Here is a 21,649-nt window from a genome sequence, read left to right on the forward strand (position 1 = left end):
CCAAAACTGTGGGACAGCAGTGCCCGCCAGCAGGATGTGGTTGAGGCCAACGTCGAGCTGATTCGCCTTGAAGATCGTCTTGCCGAACTCAGGCAAGCATTAGCGGTTACCCGTCAACAACTGGGCGAGTGGCTGAGTGAGTCCGGGGAGGTTTTTGAGTCAGGGCAATTTGTCGGGTTATCCAAAGGGCCGACACCAGATCAGCTCCCCACCGCAGAAACCGTCATCCAGCATCCACAGGTACTGGCATTTGAACGTCGTATCCAGTCGAGTGAAACTGGAGAGGCCCTCGCGCGTCAGTCTTATCGCCCAGCCTGGGGGCTGACAGCAAAATACGGGTACCGTGATGATGATCTGATGGGCAATAACCGTGCGGATCTGATGTCGGTCGGAGTGACTTTCGATCTGCCATTATTTACCGGTAACCGTCAGGACCGGGAAGTTAGTGCTGCAGTAGCTGATACGGAAGCGCTGCGCACGGAGAAGGTCTTGCTGTTACGCCGCATGCGAAGTGCACTGTCGGCGGCGATCACTGAATACGCTTATCTGTATGAACGCAAAACCTTTTATCAGCAGCAGTTATTGCCGCAGGTGCAGGAACAGGCATCTGCTGCGTTGTCTGCGTATCACTCTGATCGTGGTGATTTTCCCTCTGTAGTGAAAGCACGCACATCTGTACTTAATACACGCCTCGCCCGATTAAAAATAGAAACCAGCCTGCACCGCACACTGGCGAATATTCGTTATTTATCTGCGACGGCCCTGTCATCAACCGAATCGCCGACGTCAGGCTCTATATCAGCAAGGGAAATTAACAATGAAAAATAATTCAGTGATATTTGCTGCGGGGATTGCCTTCGGTCTTTTCGTTTTCTGGAGTGCTGGTCAGTTTTCAGGTGGTCACTCTGACGGCGGTGGCAATGCTCAAAAAAATAACGAGCCGCTGTACTGGGTTGCTCCGATGGACCCGGACTATCGCCGCGATGGGCCGGGCAAGTCGCCTATGGGAATGGATCTGGTACCTGTCTATGAGGAGGACGCTAAGGAAGACGCTGCCGGCACCGTTCGTGTTGCTCCTGCACTCGAGCACAGTTTTGGTGTGCGTACGGCCGGGGTCAGGACTGGAATGCTCAATCCGGTGATTCGTTCGGCAGGCTATGTCGAATATAACGATGACTTTGTCGTTCATATGCATCCACGCACCGAAGGCTGGATCGAAAAACTGCATGTGCGATCTGAAGGGGAGCCGGTAGAAAAAGGCGCGCCCCTTTACGACATTTATTCGCCCACGCTGGTTAATGCACAGGAAGAATATCTGCTTGCCCTGCGTCGCGGAAATCAACAACTCGCATCGGCATCTCGCTTACGACTGCAGGCGTTGCAGGTGCCTGATGACATTATCCGGCAGATCGAAAATACCCGTCGCGTCAGTCAGACATTAACTATGCGGGCACCGCAATCAGGTATCGTAGATCAGTTAAATGTCCGTCAGGGTATGTACGTCGTGCCGGGGACAGAAATCATGACATTGGCGCAGGCGTCGCAGGTCTGGATAACCACCGATGTCTTCAGTGACGATCTGAGTTTTATTAAAGGTGGCGAATCCGTTGAGGTAACCAGCCAGGCGTCTCCGGGGAATGTATGGACTGGCGTTGTCGATTATATCTATCCCGCTATGGATACAGCGACCCGCACAGCTCAGGTTCGTATTCGCCTGACCAGCCCTACAGATATGCTGAGGCCGGGAATGTACGCCAGCGTGGTGATAAAAGCTTCGGCAAGCGAAACCTTGCTCATCCCGCGTGATGCCGTTATCCGCGTCGCTGAGGGCACTCGTGTGGTGTTAAAAACAGGAGCCGGAAAATACCGCTCAGTCCCGGTAGAAACCGGTCGTTCAGATGCTGACTCTGTTGAAATACATCGTGGTCTGGAAGTGGGTGATGAAGTCGTTATTTCTGCACACTTTATGATCGATTCTGAATCAGCCAAAAAAGCTGATTTAAGTCGTTTCGAACATGAAATGGTGATGTCTGAGCACAAGGCTCCGTCAACTACAGAGGCATCCAGTGCCATGGCTGATGGTGTCATTAACCGTCTTGATAAGGAGGCGCGGGTTGCCAACATCAGTCGCGGGCCGATTAAAAAATGGAATCGGCCGGCCGCCACTATGGATTTCAGTTTGTCCGACCAGCTTGATCTTTCTGGTTTGAATGCTGGTGACAGTATCCATTTTGTATTTGAAGTCTCGAATGGTGAATTTGCCGTCACCGAGATTTACCCAGCCTCAAGCGACGACATGAGCAAAGAAACGGATAGGAGTCACGCTGCGGAAACTCACGAAGGAGCTGACCATGATTGAGGCTGTCATTCGTTGGTCTGTCCATAATCGCCTGATGGTGCTGTTGGTGACTGTGATACTGGCCGGAGCCGGGCTATGGTCAGTAAAAAATACGCCCGTTGATGCGATCCCTGATTTATCTGATGTTCAGGTCATTATTAAAACCAGTTATCCCGGCCAGTCTCCTGAGGTTGTTGAAAACCAGGTCACCTACCCATTGAGTACCGCCATGATGTCGGTGCCGGGCGCAACGACCGTCCGTGGTTTTTCATTCTTCGGTGACTCTTATGTTTATGTCATTTTTGATGATGACACTGATATGTACTGGGCGCGTTCCCGCGTGTTGGAATACTTGTCGCAAATAGCACCCGAACTGCCTGAGCAGGCAAAGCCACAGCTTGGCCCGGACGCCACCGGTGTTGGTTGGGTGTATATCTATGCTCTGACAGACCCGACGGGCAATCTCGACCTCAGCCAGCTACGCACACTTCAGGACTGGTTTCTGAAATACGAGTTGCAGTCGGTTGAAGGCGTCTCAGAAGTAGCCAGCCTTGGCGGCATGGTGCGCCAGTATCAGATCGTTATTGATCCAGAAGCCTTGCGTGCGTTTGACCTTCCTCTCGCGCATGTCCGTAATGCGGTAAAACGCGCAAATCAGGAAAGCGGTGCCTCGGTGATCGAAATGGCCGAGGCCGAATACATGATCCGTGTAACCGGTTATCTTGAGAGTCGTGAAGACATCGAGCAGATTCCGCTGGGTTTATCAGAGTCCGGTACACCGCTGCTTCTGAAAGACGTTGCTCGGGTTGAACTGGGCCCGCAGATGCGTCGTGGTATTGCTGAACTGAATGGCCAGGGTGAAGTGGTCGGTGGCATCGTGGTCATGCGCTACGGTGAAAATGCTGCAGATACCATTAATGCCGTGAAGGCACGGCTGAATGAATTAGCGCCCGGATTACCGGATGGTGTCGAGGTTATTCCTGTGTATGACCGCTCTGAGTTAATTAACCGCGCGGTGGATAATCTCTGGGAAAAACTCGCCGAAGAATTCATCGTTGTTATTCTGGTCTGCCTGTTATTCCTTTTCCACATCCGCTCGGGATTTGTAGCATTAATCAGTTTGCCGGTGGGCATTCTGGCTGCATTTCTGGTGATGAAATTACAGGGACTGAACGCGAATATTATGTCGCTAGGCGGTATCGCGATTGCCATTGGTGCCATGATAGATGGTGCTATCGTCATGATTGAAAACATGCATAAGCATATGGAGCGTACGAAAGTCACTGCGGCTAACCGCTGGGAGATTGTTATTCGCTCGGCTTCTGAAGTCGGCCCGGCATTATTTTTCAGCCTGTTAATTATTACTGTCAGTTTTATCCCCGTGTTTACCCTGGAGGCACAGGAAGGTCGGATGTTCTCGCCACTGGCATTCACTAAAACCTACGCCATGGCTGCCAGTGCCGCGCTTGCGATTACGCTGGTCCCGGTGCTGATGGGGTACTTCGTGCGCGGAAAAATCCGCAGTGAATCGAGCAATCCGGTGAACCGTTTTCTCGTGGGGATGTACCAACCCTTACTGAAAGGTGTGCTGCGTTATCCGCTAGCTGTCATTGTGTCGGCATTCATCATCGTACTGGCGACACTCTGGCCGGCGCATAAACTGGGCAGCGAGTTTATGCCGGAGCTGGATGAAGGCGATCTGATGTATATGCCGACGACCTATGCAGGAATCTCAGTGGGTAAAGCCCGGGAGCTGTTACAGCAAACGGACAAACTGATCGCTACCCTACCTGAGGTGAAAAGCGTATTCGGAAAAATCGGTCGCGCAGAGACGGCAACAGATCCGGCCCCGTTAACCATGATTGAAACCTTTATCCAGCTTCATCCCAAAAGTGAGTGGCGCGACGGCATGACTACCGACAAGCTCAAAGCGGAACTGGATGCGCTGGTGAAATTTCCCGGCCTGACCAATGCCTGGGTGATGCCCATTAAAACCCGGATCGATATGTTATCCACGGGGATTAAAACGCCTTTAGGCATTAAAGTATCTGGCCCGGATCTCAATCAGATTGAGTCGATCGGTAGGGCGCTTGAGGAAATACTGGGCGAGCTTGAAGGTACCCGCTCGGTGTACTCAGAGCGCGTGTCCGCCGGTCGGTATATTACGATTGAGCCGGATCGTTGGGCTGCAGCCCGTTACGGTCTGAATATGGCAGATGTGCATGACATTATTGCGTCGTCTGTGGGCGGCCAGACGCTGACGACGACCGTAGAAGGGCTGGAGCGTTATCCAGTGAATGTGCGTTATCCGCAATCCTACCGGGATTCACCCGAAGCATTGCAGAAGCTGCTGGTTGTGACCGAATCAGGTGCTCATATCCAGCTAGGGGATATTGCCGATATACGTGTGGAGAGCGGCCCTCCTGTCATCAAAAGCGAAAATGGTCGCCCCAGTGGCTGGACATACATTGACGTCGGCGACGTTGATTTTGCCACTTACATCGAACGAGCCAGAAACCGACTGAATTCAGAGCTTGATATGCCACCCGGGTATTCCCTGACGTGGGCCGGGCAATACGAATATATGCAGCGGGCGAAAGAAAAGCTGACTTATATTGTCCCTTTGACTCTGGCAATGATCGTTCTGTTACTGGCCATGAACTTCCGTCGTTTTTCAGACGTCGCGATTATTATTGCCAGCCTTCCATTAGCATTAGTCGGTTCCGTCTGGCTTATGTACTTGCTTGGATATCACATGTCGGTTGCTGCTGGTGTTGGGTTTATCGCACTGGCGGGTGTCGCGACAGAATTATCCGTGATCATGCTGGTATTTCTGAATCAGTGCTTAGAGCAACGTAGGGCGCTGGCAGATAAGGCAGGCAGAGAGCTGTCAGTTGAGGATCTTCGTCAGGCTGTTATGGAAGGGGGAGCCCTGCGGGTGTGGCCCAAAGCCATGACGGCCGCCGCTATCATCGTTGGTCTACTGCCTGTGTTGGTGGGAACTGGCACCGGCTCAGAGATTATGAGCCGTATCGCTGCACCTATGGTTGGCGGCATGGTCAGTGCCCTGGTGCTCACTTTGTTGGTCGTTCCTGCGGTGTACTATCTGGTTCATAAACGAAGCCTGCACTAAATAGCGTAGACGTGCGGATCACAACTGACGGCGTGCGTACAAATGTGGTCAGTTATGGATCTGTGCTGTTGCTCACATAACGACTAAAAGCACACACTTTTATATGCAATATCACCGGAAGTTAACAGAACTTCACAGGATGCTCAGGAAATTTTACATACACTGAGAGCTGTAAAATTGAGGAGCGGCCAATGCGGGGACTCATTGCGCTTTTGTTATCTAGTGTTTCATTTCAGGGTGCTGCTTTTATGTCGGCAGTGCTTCTGAGCGTCTCGGCGCTGGGCACAGAAGCAGGGCTGCACGAGCACAGGCTATCACCAGGTTTTGGCCGCATAGTACCTGAGGTCTCTTACTTTCTCGATGAACAGGGTAACTACGGTCTCGAGGATGTAGTGACTCAGTCGTTCGAGAAAGTGCGGGAGTACCCACCTCAGTTTGGCTATACCGATGCGGCCGTCTGGCTAACCTTTCGCTACAGCAACCCGGGCGATGCCGTCTGGTTGAGTGTTAATTATCCCATGCTCGACGATGTGCAGGTTTTTATTCTTGATGAACATCAGAACCTGCTCTCTGCTTATCCTTTGGGGGATCGACTCAGCTTTGTTGAGCGTGTTTTGTTGAGGCCGGAGTTTACCGTACCTCTGCCTTCATCAGTTTTATCTGGATCTGTGTATCTGAGAGTTCAGTCAGGATCATCTCTTGAAGTCCCGATGACCATTTCTGAAGACGCTGTACTCAGGCAAACAATGGAAAACAGTGCCTGGATTCAAGGGTTGTTTTTCGGTGCTGTGGTTATGCTAGGGCTTTATCACGCACTGATTTTTCTATCATCCGGGGATCGTAGTTATCTCTATTTCAGTGGCCTGTCATTGGCTATGGCGCTTATCCAGGCCACACTGTGGGGGCGAAGTTACCAGTTTCTGTGGCCTGAGTCGCCGGCCTGGAACAACATTGCGGTCAGCACTCTGATTAATACTTCGAACGTATTTGGTGCACTCTATATTTCTAAAGTTGTGAAGATCTGCGAGAGCCACCGCTGGATATACCTGGCGGCGACGGCTTTGGCGGCGACGTCGACGGTAATGGTTGTTCTGAGTCTCAACATGCCATATGCCGAGGTGATATACCCGACACTGCTCCTCTCCATGATGACGTTTCTTGTTTGCGCGACCATGGTCGTTGTGAGGATGCGTCGTGGATACCCGCCGGCGTTTGCAGTCTTCGTTGCCGGACTCATGTACACGCTGGGGAGTGCATCGTACATTCTCGGCAAGCTTGGGGTCTTTAATAATAGTCTGCTACTGGATAATGCTCTGGCCCTGGGACAGCTGTTGCAGGTATTGCTCTTCGCGTTTGCTCTATCCGTGCGAATGGCTATGGAGAAGGAGCTTCGAGAACGGGCACAGCGGGATACTGCTCATGCTCAGGCCTTGTTACTCGAAACTGAACGAGAACAGAATATGCGCCTGGACCAGGAGGTTAAAGCACGGACACAAGAGTTAAGGGAGGCAAATGCTCGCCTGGAGAAAATCAGTACAACCGACTCTCTGACGGGGTTGTACAACAGGCGTCACTTTGATGAAGTTCTGGAGCGAGAATATGATCGCGGCGCGAGAGAGGGTAAGTCCCTCTCCTTGATTATGCTGGACCTCGACTACTTTAAAAATCTTAATGACTCTCAGGGACACGCGTTCGGCGATGAGGCACTGCGTCAGACAGCGTTACGGATACAGGATGTGCTGAACCGTCCGGCGGATATGGCATTCCGGTATGGTGGCGAGGAGTTTGTTATTTTGCTGCCAGATACAGAAGCCTCAGCGGCTCATATACTGTCGCGTCAGATATGGACTGCCATGCGTTCAGAGCCTATTGTGATGAAAGACCAAACAGTGAGACTGACGATAAGCATCGGCATTGCCGTTACCATGCCGGATAAAGATAATTCGTATTACACACTACTGAAACGTGCTGACGAAAAACTGTATCAAGCCAAAAATGAGGGCCGTGACCGCATCTGTATCTGATACGGTACAGCCCAGCTGAAAGGTACGTTATTGTTTTTCTACCGCAGGCGCTTGCCATTCCGCATTCAGTATCTGCTCTCCCGGATCATAGAAACGTAGCGTTAACTGAAAATAATCAGTAGGCACCGGAAGCCAGTTACTCAATGGAACGCCTTGTGGTGGCTGAGATGAAATATAAAGAGTGGTATCACCATTTTCATCCAGCTCTAAAGGCGTATTACTACTCAGTGCATAACGCTCGATTCCTAGAGAAGATGCGTGCGTGTTGTCTTTCAGGAATCCATCATCACCGTACGCGGTAATCGACCAGAAGGCCCCGACATCTGGCATATCATCCGCCTTCAGGGTAAAGGTGTAATCATTATTGCCGTGCATTTTCTGCAACTGGCTATCTCTTTCAGCATTCTGGTAGACAGCGTATTTATTCTGATTGGCCCCAAACCCGACCTGGGCAACCACTGCTCTTATAAAATATCGCTTACCGTAATCTCCTAGCGGAATCAGTTTTGGGTTCGGCCCCCATCCACCAATACCGAGAAGCTTTTTCGCACCGTCGATGCTGCCTTGCCCAAGGCGGATACCTTCATCAAGCGCGCGTTTTTTATGTTGTGGTAAATCTTCGACGTCACCTTTTGCATAGCGCCCTGTGTTTATCTGCCCTAGTAACCATTCCATGCCTTTCTGGTCGGCGGGAGGTGGGTTTTCCAGCATCAGACTGGATAGCCGCGTGAAGAACTCTTCACCATTCATTTTGAGAACGACATCGATGGGGGGCTCTTTCTCGTCGTCTTTCAGGCAATCTACAGTCTGGTTGTGATCGCTGCCACGTCGGCTGCGGTAAGTCTTCAAACGATACTGTCGCTGAATTCGGTTGACCGCCTCGATATCGTTGTCTGCCAGTAGCTCGGTCCGGCCAATGATCCATACAAGATCGGTAGGTGCTGATATATGAGTCATATTATGCGGAATCTGGCCGCGCCACTGAGGGCCGGTAATCACGTACTGGCCAGCGAGTGTGTTATCGCCAGTTGTATCTATTCCGGCAAAGTTATTCGACCATGCATCCAGAAGGGCCATCAGTACGTATCTGTCTGTAACCTCTGGAAGAGTCAGAATAACCGGACTTTCTGAGAGGTCCAGCATGGCAGAAGAATAAAGAGTATCGACGTTGGGTCGGACGACGGCTTTGAAGTCGGGATCGGGCAGCTCGAAGACGTGCTTGAAGGTATTAATGTCTGCGCCGAAGGTGCAGGAACGCTCAGGACCTGTCATTCCTTTGCGGGTTTCGTCCATCAAAACGATAGGGAAACCGTATATATAGCCTTCCATTGCGATGGCAGTGGTCGTCGTTGCCTTTGCGTACTGGCTAGTAGCAATTAATACAAACAACAGAGCGGATTTAAGTGCGTTGGTCAGCTTAACGCGCCGTTTGTCGGAATATGATGTGTTCATCGGACACCTGTGATTATTGTTAGTTGGTGAATGAGTGGTGCTGTTCAGCCTAGCGCTCAAACACGGGCGATCCGTATAACGAATTGAGACAAACTGAATTCAGGTGCGGGATAGTCAGGCTAGTTTTGTAACGCTTTGTAGAGAACGTAGCGGATAAAGCCATCACAGCAGACGGTGGCTTTTTAAGAGACATAAGAGGATTTCAACATGGAAACAGAAGCGAGCTATCAATCAGTGCAGGACATGCCAATGGCCGCCCTCCGACCTGAAAAACCTGTCTTTGCTGTCGAACCGACCGTTGCTGCAGATACCGTTGTTTCCCATTTGCAAGCGCTTGAGGATTTTCTCGAGAGTGTAAACAGAGAGAGCGAGTATCTTGCCGTAAAACGTATGGTAGAAGGATTAATGGATTCCTTTGCCGGGCAGTGCAGAGTCTCGGCGGAGTCTGTCGGACGTAACCTGGATCTTATTTCGGACTGGTTAGGTGAGGATGCTCTTGGATTACGTCTTGGGCCATTCTCAAGCCGTAAACACCCTCGCCTGGAATTCTTTTTCAAACAGAATCATCTGACTCTGTTTGATTATTGCTGCATGTTAAAGCGCTACCTGACCATTACAACAGATGTTTTTAGCGTGGGGGTTGAGCGCGGCGCCGATGAGATAACACTTACTTTTCATCCTCACCCTGATATTTATGTCAGCCGTCATCAGATAGAAGGCGTTGTCTCATCCGCATGCGATGCCATCCTAGACTGCTATGGACTGACACCTTCAGCGGTACGTTTTACAAACTCAAATGCACTACCTGCTGAAGAGTATCAACGCATGCTTGGTTGTTGCCCAGAATTTGGAGAGCCGTTCACCCAGGTGACCTTTACCAGCACGAACGAAATTCGTGATTTTGATGCATCGCCATCGTTAAGTGAGCAGGCCTTTCGTGATATTCAGGCACTTGAAGTAATTCATCGTCAGCAGGTGAGCGAAGAGAGCTGGAGTCAGCGTTGCCGGTTATTACTTGAGCTTCTTCTGAGCTATGGCGAGCCAACAAAAATACTGTTAGCTGAGATTCTTGCAGTAACGCCCAGAACGCTGCAGCGTCGTCTGGCAGATGAAGGCACGAGCTGCCGGGAGTTGCTGGCCGATGTGAGATTAACCAAAGCAAAAGAATATCTACTGGCCGATGAGTTAACCCTCGACGATATTGCTTTTTTACTAGGATTTAAGGATACCGCCGTTTTCTATCGTGCCTTTAAACAGTGGACGCGTATGACACCGGGCGAATTCAGAGCCATGCGCTCAGAGCATTATCGCTGAGAGTATAAAAGGAGTGGATGAAATTCTTCAGCCACTCCTTTTCTATTACCTATTTATTCAGGCTTTATCGAGTGCCTGAAAGACGTCGGAAATAATGTCGTCGACGTGTTCTATACCCGCCGAAATGCGAGTAGGGTCATCACTCTCCCCCGTCAGTGGGAGTTATTCCTCATTTAACTGACGATGTGCCTTCGAAGCTCGCAGGTGCTGACAATACTGTCACCTGACTCGAATATAGACTGCAGGGCGGTACTTGCCTCAATTGAAGCCCCTGTAGTGGATCTCTTGATTAGTCTCATTGTTATGTTATAAGGTAACATTAGCTATCAAGACATATACTGGACGTCGTCCCTGACGTGACCGAGAGATGAGGCCTCCTATGCAAGTTTCCCCCGCAGAAAAACTTCCCGTCACCGTGCTTTCAGGTTTTCTGGGAGCAGGCAAAACAACGATTCTCAGTCATATCCTGAATAATCGTGAAGGGCGACGTGTTGCGGTTATCGTCAATGACATGAGTGAAATCAATATCGATTCCAACATCGTCCGTAACGAGGTGACGTTGAATCGCAGCGAAGAAAAGCTCGTGGAAATGAGCAATGGCTGTATCTGCTGTACATTACGTGAAGACCTGCTGGTCGAAGTTGGAAAGCTGGCTAAAGAAGGTCGGTTCGATTACCTGGTGATTGAATCCACTGGTATATCAGAGCCTTTGCCTGTCGCCGAAACCTTTACTTTCGCTGATGAAGACGGCACATCACTTTCTGATGTTGCGACTCTGGATACTATGGTGACTGTTGTGGATGCGGTTAACTTTATACGCGACTACGACGAGGCCAAAGCCCTGGCCGAAACGGGCGAGTCGCTGGGCGAAGAGGACGAACGTAGCGTCAGTGATTTGCTGGTCGATCAGGTGGAGTTTGCTGACGTTATCCTGATCAGTAAAACCGACCTTGCGCCTGCGGAAGACGTTGAGCGTTTGAAGGCGATCATCAGAACGCTTAACACAAGTGCGCGCATCGTACCCATCCAGCATGGCGATATTAATGTGGGGGAAGTACTCGGCACCGGTAGTTTTGACTTTGACCGGGCACAGCAGGCGCCGGGCTGGTTAAAGGAAATGCGCGGTGAGCACATCCCAGAAACGGAAGAGTATGGGATCTCAAGTTTTACTTATACTGCCCGACGCCCGTTTCACCCTGAGAAGTTTCACCATTTCCTGCACAACACCAAAGAGTACGGAAAACTGATCCGCTCGAAAGGGTATTTCTGGCTGGCGACGCGACCGGAGTTTGCAGGGCAATGGAGTCAGGCGGGGGGTATTGCCCGGTACGGCTTCGCCGGAATGTTCTGGAAAGCGGTACCTGAAGAGTACTGGCCAACCGACCCGGAATACCTTGAGTCGATTAAGGCGCAGTGGGTTGAGCCGTTTGGCGATATGCGTCAGGAACTGGTGTTTATTGGTCAGAATCTGGATCAGGAAAGCGTTACAGAGGCACTTGATCGCTGCCTGCTGACCGATGACGAGCTACTGGAAGGTAAGAGCTACTGGCAAACCTTACCTGATCCATTTCCATCGTGGGACCGAAGCGGTGATAATGAGCAGAACGCTGAGGCATCGCCGGAACCCGAAACGGAGAATGTATGACATTGAAACGACCTGTTAAACACGCGATTCATAATTATGCACTGTTTCCTGCGGTGCGTGTTTCTTCCTCCGTAGCATTGATGGTTGCATCAATGCTGACGGTCATGAGTGCAGGCGTCGCAGCCGCCGAATCGCATGATCACCATGAAGAGCATGAGCATCATGAAAGCCATGACCATGATGAACACCCTGACCATCAGGAGAGCGATCATCAGGGGCATGATCACCACGGTGGAGAGCACCATGGTGCCCATATTCATGGTGTAGGCCACCTGAATGTTGCCGTAGAAGGCAGTATGGTGACGGTTTATCTACAGACGCCAGCGGCGGATATTATTGGTTTTGAGCATGTCGCTGAAAACAAAGAAGAGCGTACTAAGGTTGCCGCAGCGCACAAGAAGTTGAATGATGCCAGTTCGCTGTTCCAGTTTACTGGTGCCGACTGTACGGTCGTTGCGGGCTCAGGAGTTGAAGTTCCGCAGTCTGATAGCGAAGCATCGGATGTTATTGCAGAGTATACCTTCGAGTGCGAAGACGGGCAGTTGCCTGAATCTATGGCAGTTGAACTATCGACCGAGTTTCCTGACCTGAAGGTCCTGAAAGCGGTCTGGTTGACCGAGGACAGCACCGGCACGAAAGAACTGACAGCAAAAGATCATACTATCCATTTTTGATTGTGCTCTGAGCCTTACTCGTAGTAAGGCTCTATATGATGGAGTCGCATACGATAGGCCGACTTCGCTGTCGTGTTTTCAATAATGCCGGTATCCAGAGTGCCGTAAAGCCAGAATGGATCGTATAACGCATCGACCTGAATACCATCAGGGTGTGAGATATAGATGATCTGATTAGGTGGCGGGGGCGGCAAATGGAGACAGGCGCCAAAGTAAGGAACCAGAAAAAATTCGGTGATGGTCTGATCATCATCGAAATCCAGAGGCACGATAAAGCCGGGCAGCTTGATGTGCTTTCCCTGCATCTCACTTACTGTATTTGTTGAAACGAGTGCACGTTGAAATGCAGAGTCCGCGAGGTCCTCATTATCTCCATACACGCCGCTGCCTTCATTATTATTAAGCTTTCCGCCGATGACATCTTCTTCCGATCCATCTTCGATATTCATCAAGGCTTCAGGTGGATTTTTTAATGCCATCAGATCCATTTCAGGGATAAGGTCCGTCCAGTCAACCGATGTAAAAGACTCTTTGGGGAGCACGGGCAGAGGTTCTGGGGCCCTGATGGGTTGTTCCTGTTCGACACCGGCTACTTCTGTCTTCTGTTGACTGACATCGGCAGTACTGTCATTGGTACCGGCTGGATCGGCGTTCTCTGTACAGGCGCTGAAAATGAGGCCGAAGGCGGTTAGCCCTAGCAGTCTGAATAATGGATTCATCGTAAAAACCTGAATTGAATTAGCTGATGCTGTACAGCATCACAACTGACATTGAGCTTAAATATACTTGTGTTATGTTATAGCAACGTTGCACCTGGCATCCACCTCTTGGTTGCTTTCTACAGGATCGTCCCATGTCTGTTGTTCTGCAAGACCTCATATTTTCTTATCATGATCACGATATTTTGCTGAACATCCCCCGGTGGGAAGTGGCTGCAGGCGAGAAGGTATTTTTACAGGGGGAGTCAGGTTCAGGAAAATCGACCTTGTTAAATCTGATTGCTGGAATTCTCCCGGCGACCTCGGGCCAGATTACACTTCTGGACGAGCGGGTTGATCAGTTAAACCAGCGTCAGCGTGATCGTTTCCGTGCCGGGAATATTGGTTATATTTTTCAGCAGTTCAATCTGATTCCTTATCTTAATGCGGTTGATAACATCCTGTTGGCAAACGAATTCAGTAAAAAGGTTAAGCGCAATGGGATCGGCCGTGCTCAGGAGCTGTTAGAGCAGCTGCAGCTCCCGGATTCTGTCTGGCGGTTACCGGGACAGAGCCTGAGTATTGGTCAGCAGCAGCGGGTCGCTATTGCGCGGGCATTATTTAACTCTCCACGCCTTATTATCGCGGATGAGCCAACGTCTGCTCTGGATCAGAAGAACCGTACAGCCTTTATGGCAACGCTTATGGACCTTTGCGATGCCTACCAAAGTACGCTTATTTTTGTCAGCCATGACCCGACACTCGCCTGCGATTTTGACCGCACCGATGTGTTAGCCGATATTAACCGGGCAGGAGCGAAGTCATGTTTCTGAAAATTGCCTACAAGAGTCTGATCGATAGAAAAACGTCCGTTGTTATGACGTTGCTGGCTCTGATTGTCAGCATCAGCGTGTTGATCAGCGTTGAACATATCCGTGTGCAGACCAAAGAGAGTTTTGCCAGCACAGTCTCCGGAGCCGATCTGATTATTGGTGCTCGCACCGGCAGCCTGAATCTTTTGTTGTATTCGGTATTTCGTGTGGGGGCGCCGACCAATAATATTTCGTGGTCCACTTATGAAGATATTTCTGCGTCTGACGAAATAAAATGGTCGATTCCACTTTCGCTAGGGGATTCTCACAAAGGCTATCGGGTACTCGGAACTAATCAGGATTATTTTCGCTACTTCAGCTACGGTGCTAAGCATCCACTGATTTTTGCCGATGGTCGGGAATTTTCTGACGCATTTGAAGTGGTTCTCGGGTCTGCCGTCGCTCGCGAGCTTGGCTATTCACCCGGATCGGAAATACTACTGTCGCATGGAATTTCATCGGCTGATTTTAATTTACATAAAGGCTCACCTTTTACGGTAACCGGCGTTTTAGAGCCCACCGGCACGCCAGTAGATCAGACTGTGCATGTTAGCCTGCAAGGCCTGAAGGCGATTCATAACAGTGCTCAGTACACGGGTGACCCCGAGAGCATTACCGCCTTTATGGTTGCGCTGAAGTCCCGTATCGGCGTTTTTTCACTGCAGCGGACAGTCAATAATTATAAGGCCGAACCTGTAATGGCAATTCTGCCAGGCGTCGCATTGAGCGAATTATGGCAGATGATGGGCATTCTGGAGCAGACACTGCGTTTTATTGGTGTGCTGGTTCTCTTATCCGCCTTGTTGGGGCTCAGTGCTATGCTCCTCAGTTCGGTGCGCGAACGTCGCCACGAAATTCAGTTATTAAGGATGGCGGGGGCGTCTCCTTTTTATCTGTTTTTACTGAGTGAGCTGGAGGTACTGCTGATAACCTTAGCCGGTCTTTGTGCGTCTTTGCTATTTGTCTGGCTGGCGTTTGCGTTAGGGCAGGGCTATCTGGCGGGTGCTTTCGGAATTAATATCAGCGCTGATATCTTCACACTGAATACGCTGGTACTGTCTTTGATCGTCGTAGGCAGTGCTCTGTTGACCGGAGCACTCCCGGCGTTGGCGATGTACATCAGGGCACGGCGTCCGTGACCTGATGTCAGAATCGAATGTATCAGAATGCCCAGCGGACGCCGAAGCGGATGTCACGCCCGGGTAGTGGTGCTGCGCGCTTGAGATACGATACATGATTAACCGCATACTGGTCGGTCAGGTTGCGTCCATCGAGTCTCAGCGTCAGCTCAGAGTTATTGAGCAGAAACTGATAACCCACAGACGCATTAAGCATCAGATATCCGTCAGACGTGGTTTCATTGTCAGCGGTGTTTGATTGCTCAGCAACGGCGCGTAATTCAGTGCGTGCTTCCCAACTCTGATTTCCCCACTCAAGACCGGCCAGAAAACTCGCTGGTGGTGTACGTGGAAGGTGCCGGCCATCGTCAAGTTTTGCGTTAACGACATCAGCACTTAAATCAAACGACCAGTTCATGGTTACTATATGTGACCAGCTGGCTTCTGCGCCTGTGAAGCTGGCGTCCTCCTGTTCATGGCGGTACACATCATTACCGTGAAAAGGATCAGTCTCTGATTTCAGATCGTTATAGATGTAGTCATCGAACTGATAGTAATAAGTGGCCAGGCGGATTTCATTGTTATCCGACTTCCAGATCCAGTTCAGGTCGATGGTATGCGCGGTTTCAATGTCGAGGTCAGGGTTGTCGAGCTGGAAAGCAAAGGTGGCGTGGTGATCACCGTTCCAGAATAATTCCGGCGCTTCCGGTGCTCGTTGCGCGCGTGCGAGGCTCAAACCGATACGCTGATAATCATCCAGTAACCAGGTGCTGGCCGCAGACAAAGTGACTGGCGTAAAGGTGTAGTCATCGTAATAACTGTCAGCCTGACGCCATACAGGATCAATCGAAGAAGGATCGGAAGAGATCGTAACCTGATCTATCCGTGCCCCTAACTCCAGTGAGCCAAATCCAGTATCACGGTGCTCAACGAGGAAGATACCTACCTGCTCTGTGCGGGTGATTGGCATTGGTGTGTCGTGGCCGTAGAGGTCTCCACCACGCTCGCTATTCGCCAGGTTAAACCCGATTGCATCGTCACCTGATTCGTCAAATGAAGGGATACCTTCGCAGCCGCCGTGATCATGACAAAGTTCCAGATCCTGCTGGTTGTATTGAATTCCAGCATGACCATGCCAGCCGGCAATTTCCGAATGCTTGATGCGGGTAACAAACTCCCAGGTTTCTTTATCAAATAAACCGATATCTACAAAGGGTGCACTAGTATCGTCATTACGATGACCAGTTTCGGCATGCTCGTAGTCATTAAAGGTAATTTCGGTGCGCCACTCTTCGATGATGCCTGTCATGGGTGTCCAGGCACCTTTAAGGTCATAGCGGATCTGTTCTGGTGTGACCCGGAAGCTCTCTTCATCCAGGTTTGGCACTGCGTAGTCGTATTCGAGAGTACTGACAGACCCGCCTATAAAACCATATTGGCTATCGACCCAGCTCAAACCAATGGCACCACCACTGCCTGAGGTGTCGCTGTTTTCAATCTCGCCTGAATTATTGCCGGTGGGAATATCGCCTTGCTCGCCGCTGGAGTAGTCAGAAGCATCCCGACTAAAACCATCGAGATGCAGATTCCAGTTACCTTTGCCGAGGTCGAGCATACCTTCGAGATGCTGGCCCTCATCGACAGAAGAGTATTTCGCTGAAACCTGACCGCGAATGCCCGGAACAATAATTTCGTGGATGCGACCATCGATCACGTTAACCACGCCACCAATCGCACCGCCACCGTATAGCAGCGTCGATGGCCCATATACAATTTCAATTTGTTCACCTGCGCTCGGTTCAGCCATGGGGCTGTGGTCTGAACTCATGGCCGATAAATCCGAAGTGTCGGTGCCGTTCTGCAGGATTTTTACGCGACTGCCGCTCATGCCGCGGATCACCGGACGTCCGACTCCAGCGCCAAAAGAGGCGTTGGCAACGCCCGGCAGAGACTCCAGCAGGGTGCCTAAATTGTCACCAGCATTTTTATGAATATCGTCGGTATCTAACACAGAAACAGGCTGTGCCGTATCATATACGGAGCGGTCACCACCGCCCGTAACCACGATCGTATCCAGCGTTTTTTCATTGGCAGGGGCTGCATAGGAGGTGGCTGCAAGCAGACTCAGAGTCACAACAGAAAGACGAAAATTCATACCGGAACCTATAAAAATCAGACGCGCATAATATCAGAAAACAAAGAAAGCCCGGGCACCTGAGGGCCGGGCTTCCATGCGAGGGAGTGGGCTCAGTGATCAGTGGTCGTGGTCTGATTCACCGTCTTCCTCATCATGGTCGTGCTCATCGTCATGGTCTTCATCATGATCGTGATCGTCCTGCGCATGAGCGAGCACCGCACTTGCAAGTGCACTCAGGTCAGAGCTGCCCTCCGCGCTGGAGTGGAGGTGGTAGCTTTCTCCGTCATGGCCATCAATGAAGAACAATGTGTTGCCAGCAAGATTCACTGCGATAAAGGCCTCGGAATCAGCGAGTAAAAGATCCGATGCGGACCAGCTGATTGACGTGTCGAGATCGAATTTACTGCTGCCTTCAATCGTCAGCTCTTCGCCTTCGGCGTGATAGAAAAGAGCAAGAAAGCGACCGCTGGTACCGAGCACGCCAAGTGCTTCTGATTCGTCACTGCTTGGTGCTGCAACGGTAATAATGCCATCCGCCACTAATTCTGAAGAGATATCTGCGGTATCGACATGGTCACTGTGTGCTTTGGATAGCACCAGCTTATTGGCCTCAGTGCTCCAGCCAGCAATAACGTCGTAGGTCGAGAAGGTCGCCGTTAAGTTGGTCAGGTCAGCGACGGTTGTGCTGGTATCTGTTGTGATCGTGAAGCTGGTATCGGTCTCGCCTTCGGCAGCGATAACTGAAAGCAACGAATCATTACTGCATAAAATCTGAGTCAGATGCTCTGTCTGAGCGGTTGCTGTGATATCACCATTACAGGTAGCGCTGACAGGGGCGGTCAGGGATTCACCATCAGCCTCCTTAACTTCGATGGTTATACTGCCGTCGATATCGGTGAACGTAAGATAGTGGCCACCGGCCAGTGCCAGTGTTGGGTAATCAACAGACGTCCAGGTGGTTACGACAGCCCCATCTTCTGCATTCAGGACAGTGCTTGTGCTGCCGTCATAGGCAGAGAAGTATTCGTGAGTCGTGATGACTGTAGTGATTCCCGACGTCAGAGTGGTTGCGGCCGATGAAACGTCGTGTGTATGACCGTCCTCATCCACCAGGTGTTCGAGACCTGAATCGACAATAGAAACAGCACCACCGTCTAACAGAGCAGCAGTCAGACCGCTCTTAGCCAGCACCAGAGTGGAGCCGGATGTAGAAGTTGCAATTACGTCGGTCGAATACGCATCATCAGACTCTACGGTCTGGTCGTACATATTCAGGCCAGAATCGTCAGAAACTGAGTAAATCAGGCGACCTCCTGCATGCTCTTCTTCTGAGTGGTCATCGTCGTCGTGGTCACTATCTGAGCTACTGCCTGAGCCACCACCACAAGCCGCCAGGGTGCCTGCCATTGCCAGCACTAATAGTGATTTGCTCAGCTCACTTTCATAAAACGAAGCCATGGTCATAAATCCTTCATCGGTAAGTGTCATGGTCACAGACGTATACTGCACCACCAGTAAATTATGTGGTTACAATATAACATATCAACAAGTGAGTGTGGCAAGTTAAATGTTGAGATACTGTTGGTATTGAGGAGGGCGAGGTTCGGTCATCGAGCCCCTTCCTGTTACAGAAGAGGCTGGTGGTGTCTGAGTAAGCGCTATTGTTGTGGGTAAGTAGTACTTACATTGCTCACATCACCGTTTCTGAGTACCTTTACATAGACCTTGTCTTCGCTTTCAGCTTTGGTCACTTCAACGATATAAAAGCCTTCGCCAGTCTCTCTAACGGCAACCTGAGACTCGCTGATATTGCGCCATTCCGGTGCCAGCTGACCCGCCTTAAATCCGAAGTCACGTACCGTCATTTTCTGAACCATACGAGCTGCAGCCATTTTTGCGCCATCAGCATCCACGACGCCATGAGAGCCATGTGACAGAGCCTGACCTGAGTACACGGCCAGCGACATTGCGGCGGTAATAAGTAACGATTTCATATCCATATCTCCTGTATTGGGTTTACATCATTTTTGGATTTTTATATTGGCCTTCATAAAACAGCTGCACTGTGACTTCAGCGTTACTGTCATTACGGAAGTACCAACCATGTGTGCCTTCAAAAGCGGCGGTGAAGCTGCCTTTCATTTCATTGGTGGTGGTCACAGCATAGCTTTTAAAATAGCCGGTAGGATCATCAAATGGTTCGCCGTGCATATCCACATATACGACATCTCCGTCGGTGATCCATTCAAAATCGACCTGTTCACCGGCGGTCATTTCCAGTTTAAATTCTTTACCGCTCGCAGGCGGTAGAACTACCGTCGCCATACCATCCATTGCTTTAGCGGAAGCCTTAGCTGCTTCTGTCTCCGCTTCGGCAAGTTTTTCAGGCGACAGCGCGGTCAGGCCCAATGCGGACCCGACACCCGTAGGGTCAATGTTGTATTCCGCAGGCATAATCACCAGCACCAGTGTAACAAGACCAATCACAAACGCCGCAGCGGTCGCCAGCCAAAGTTGTTTGGCCGAGGTCTGAAGTTGTGTGCTTTGCGTTGTCATAGAAAACCGTCCTCAGGAAGAAAAATAGCCAGTGAGCTGATAACCCGTCAGCATCACTCCGCAGGCCATTAAAAGCGTGTTGGTCAGCACAGCGAAACGCCCGAACGTCGCTGAGTGACGCCACGCGGATATCAGAATCAGAATCAGCCCCAGTGCCGCAAACTGCCCGAGTTCGACGCCAATATTGAAAGCGATCAGATTGGTCAGCAGGCCGTCTTCCGGGATATGAAACTCCTGCAGTTTCGTCGCCAGACCAAAGCCATGAAATAACCCGAAGATCAGCACTGCCAGACGGGTGTCCGGCTGAAAGCCCAGTAACTGTTTGAAGCCACCCAGGTTATCAAAGCCCTTATACAGCACTGACAAACCGATAATGGCGTCGATCAGGTAAGCATTCACCTGAATATTGGCCAGCACCCCGGACATCAGCGTAATGCTGTGCCCAAGGGTAAACAGGCTGACATACAGCAGTACTTCGCGGCTGCGATAAAGAAAGAAAATCACCCCGACCAGAAACAACAGATGATCGTAACCCGTGATCATGTGCTTGGCCCCAATGTACAGGAACGGCACAAACTGAACGCCGGTGTTCTGCTGTAAGAAGATGCGGGTGTTGTCGTCAACGCCATGGGCCACAGCGAAGGACGCTGTGGTTAACATGGCGAGTAAAAGTACAAGACGTGTTATAGACAATTTCATGCATTCCCTCGTTTTTCACTACGATGCACCAGACGGTATAGTGCCGGAATCACAAACAAGGTCAGAATCGTAGAAGAAATAACACCACCAATCACGACGGTTGCCAGTGGTCGTTGTACTTCTGAACCGATACCTGTGTTCAGTGCCATCGGGACAAAACCCAGTGACGCTACCAGTGCAGTGGTAATCACCGGACGCAGACGCGTCAGTGCACCTTCAACGATAGCCTGCTCAAGACTTTGCCCAGAGCGCTGTAATTCCCGGATAAACGACACCATCACTAATGCGTTCAGAATGGCGATACCCGACAGGGCAATAAATCCTACGGCCGCAGAAATCGAAAAGGGAATATCACGCACGGTCAGCGCCAGTACGCCGCCGGTTAAGGCCAGTGGAACACCGGTAAAAATGACCAGTGCGTCGCGCACAGAATTCAGTGCCAGTACCAGCAAACCAACGATCATCAGCAAAGTTACTGGCACAACAATCATCAGTCTTTGTGACGCGGACTGCAGCTTCTGATAGGTACCGCCATATTCCACCCAGTAGCCTGCGGGAATATCCAGTTCATCACCAACAGCATTGCGCACGGCTTCCACAAAACTGCCAAGATCGCGACCGCGAACGTTGGCGGTGACCACCAGACGGCGTTTACCATTTTCGCGGTTTACCTGATTAACACCGATGTTTTCACTGAGTGTGATCAGCTCCTGCAGTGGAACAACCTGCCCGTGTGCAACGGTCACCGGTAAATAGTTCAGGCCGTCGATATCAGCGCGTACGGTTTCAGGCAGGCGTACGGTTATATCTGCCCGGCGATCTCCTTCAAACAGGGTACCTGCGACTTCTCCGCCCAGAGCGGTGGCCAGCTGATCCTGCAGCTGTTGGCGGCTGATACCGTGACGGCGTAATGCGTCAGCATCCGGAATAAATTCCAGCAGTGGCAAGCCGGTCACCTGCTCAGTCTGAATGTCCACCGCTCCATCGAC

At 50.8% G+C, this 21,649-nt stretch carries 17 protein-coding genes; 9 read left to right on the forward strand and 8 right to left on the reverse strand.

From position 1 onward, the window contains the following. The 4 genes from B2067_RS12560 to B2067_RS12575 all read left to right on the forward strand — a co-directional run. Positions 1 to 828 (forward strand): TolC family protein (locus B2067_RS12560; RefSeq protein ID WP_301378719.1); only part of this gene is annotated, 828 nt, incomplete at its 5' end. After that, positions 818 to 2,359, forward strand: a complete 1,542-nt coding sequence (locus tag B2067_RS12565; RefSeq protein WP_301378716.1) for an efflux RND transporter periplasmic adaptor subunit — start codon at positions 818 to 820, stop codon at positions 2,357 to 2,359. The genes B2067_RS12560 and B2067_RS12565, both read left to right, overlap by 11 nt. Continuing rightward, positions 2,352 to 5,471 (forward strand): efflux RND transporter permease subunit, encoded by a 3,120-nt coding sequence (locus B2067_RS12570; protein WP_301388679.1) that lies wholly within the window; start codon positions 2,352 to 2,354, stop codon positions 5,469 to 5,471. The genes B2067_RS12565 and B2067_RS12570 overlap by 8 nt, the downstream gene beginning before the upstream one ends. A 248-nt stretch (positions 5,472 to 5,719) precedes the next feature. Beyond that, complete coding sequence (locus B2067_RS12575) at positions 5,720 to 7,495, forward strand: sensor domain-containing diguanylate cyclase (RefSeq protein ID WP_301388680.1); 1,776 nt, start codon at positions 5,720 to 5,722, stop codon at positions 7,493 to 7,495. Between the two features lie 27 nt (positions 7,496 to 7,522). Here the strand turns inward: B2067_RS12575 and B2067_RS12580 are convergent, their stop codons facing one another. Then, positions 7,523 to 8,947, reverse strand: a complete 1,425-nt coding sequence (locus tag B2067_RS12580) for a DUF1254 domain-containing protein (RefSeq protein WP_301378710.1) — start codon at positions 8,945 to 8,947, stop codon at positions 7,523 to 7,525. Positions 8,948 to 9,154: 207 nt separating this feature from the next. Here B2067_RS12580 and B2067_RS12585 point away from each other — a divergent pair, with 207 nt between their 5' ends. From B2067_RS12585 to B2067_RS12595, 3 genes are all read left to right on the forward strand, one after another. After that, the gene (locus tag B2067_RS12585) at positions 9,155 to 10,261 is read left to right on the forward strand and encodes an AraC family transcriptional regulator (protein WP_068434788.1); all 1,107 of its coding nucleotides are present in this window, start codon (positions 9,155 to 9,157) and stop codon (positions 10,259 to 10,261) included. Between the two features lie 379 nt (positions 10,262 to 10,640). Next, entirely contained in the window at positions 10,641 to 11,906 is a 1,266-nt protein-coding gene (gene zigA / locus B2067_RS12590) for a zinc metallochaperone GTPase ZigA (RefSeq protein WP_301378707.1), read from the forward strand. Next, complete coding sequence (locus B2067_RS12595; RefSeq protein ID WP_301378706.1) at positions 11,903 to 12,580, forward strand: ZrgA family zinc uptake protein; 678 nt, start codon at positions 11,903 to 11,905, stop codon at positions 12,578 to 12,580. The genes zigA and B2067_RS12595 overlap by 4 nt, the downstream gene beginning before the upstream one ends. Before the next feature lie 14 nt (positions 12,581 to 12,594). Here the strand turns inward: B2067_RS12595 and B2067_RS12600 are convergent, their stop codons facing one another. Continuing rightward, the gene (locus B2067_RS12600; RefSeq protein ID WP_301378704.1) at positions 12,595 to 13,299 is read right to left on the reverse strand and encodes a DUF3299 domain-containing protein; all 705 of its coding nucleotides are present in this window, start codon (positions 13,297 to 13,299) and stop codon (positions 12,595 to 12,597) included. A gap of 134 nt (positions 13,300 to 13,433) precedes the next feature. Between B2067_RS12600 and B2067_RS12605 the strand changes: the two genes are divergently transcribed. Both B2067_RS12605 and B2067_RS12610 read left to right on the forward strand, forming a co-directional pair. Continuing rightward, on the forward strand, positions 13,434 to 14,111 hold the full coding sequence (locus B2067_RS12605) for an ABC transporter ATP-binding protein (RefSeq protein ID WP_301378703.1): 678 nt from the start codon (positions 13,434 to 13,436) through the stop codon (positions 14,109 to 14,111). Next, positions 14,102 to 15,289: an ABC transporter permease gene (locus B2067_RS12610; protein WP_301378700.1), complete on the forward strand. Its 1,188-nt coding sequence runs from the start codon at positions 14,102 to 14,104 to the stop codon at positions 15,287 to 15,289. The genes B2067_RS12605 and B2067_RS12610 overlap by 10 nt, the downstream gene beginning before the upstream one ends. Before the next feature lie 22 nt (positions 15,290 to 15,311). On the opposite strand, the gene B2067_RS12615 is transcribed toward B2067_RS12610, so the two are convergent. The 6 genes from B2067_RS12615 to B2067_RS12640 all read right to left on the reverse strand — a co-directional run. Then, complete coding sequence (locus tag B2067_RS12615) at positions 15,312 to 17,423, reverse strand: TonB-dependent receptor (RefSeq protein WP_301378697.1); 2,112 nt, start codon at positions 17,421 to 17,423, stop codon at positions 15,312 to 15,314. Between the two features lie 99 nt (positions 17,424 to 17,522). Further along, entirely contained in the window at positions 17,523 to 18,863 is a 1,341-nt protein-coding gene (locus B2067_RS12620) for a hypothetical protein (protein ID WP_297531048.1), read from the reverse strand. Positions 18,864 to 19,063: 200 nt separating this feature from the next. Beyond that, a complete protein-coding gene (locus B2067_RS12625) occupies positions 19,064 to 19,399 on the reverse strand; it encodes a DUF6488 family protein (RefSeq protein WP_301388682.1) in 336 nt (111 codons plus the stop codon). A 22-nt stretch (positions 19,400 to 19,421) separates the two neighbouring features. Beyond that, a complete protein-coding gene (locus B2067_RS12630; protein ID WP_068436985.1) occupies positions 19,422 to 19,961 on the reverse strand; it encodes a hypothetical protein in 540 nt (179 codons plus the stop codon). Positions 19,962 to 19,973: 12 nt separating this feature from the next. Continuing rightward, positions 19,974 to 20,621 (reverse strand): HupE/UreJ family protein, encoded by a 648-nt coding sequence (locus tag B2067_RS12635; RefSeq protein WP_374047321.1) that lies wholly within the window; start codon positions 20,619 to 20,621, stop codon positions 19,974 to 19,976. 35 nt (positions 20,622 to 20,656) lie between these two features. Further along, positions 20,657 to 21,649, reverse strand: a 993-nt coding sequence (locus B2067_RS12640) for an efflux RND transporter permease subunit (RefSeq protein ID WP_301388683.1), incomplete at its 5' end; no start/stop codon positions are given.

The organism is Thalassolituus sp. UBA2590, from assembly GCF_002339775.1.
Taxonomy (GTDB): domain Bacteria; phylum Pseudomonadota; class Gammaproteobacteria; order Pseudomonadales; family Oceanobacteraceae; genus Thalassolituus.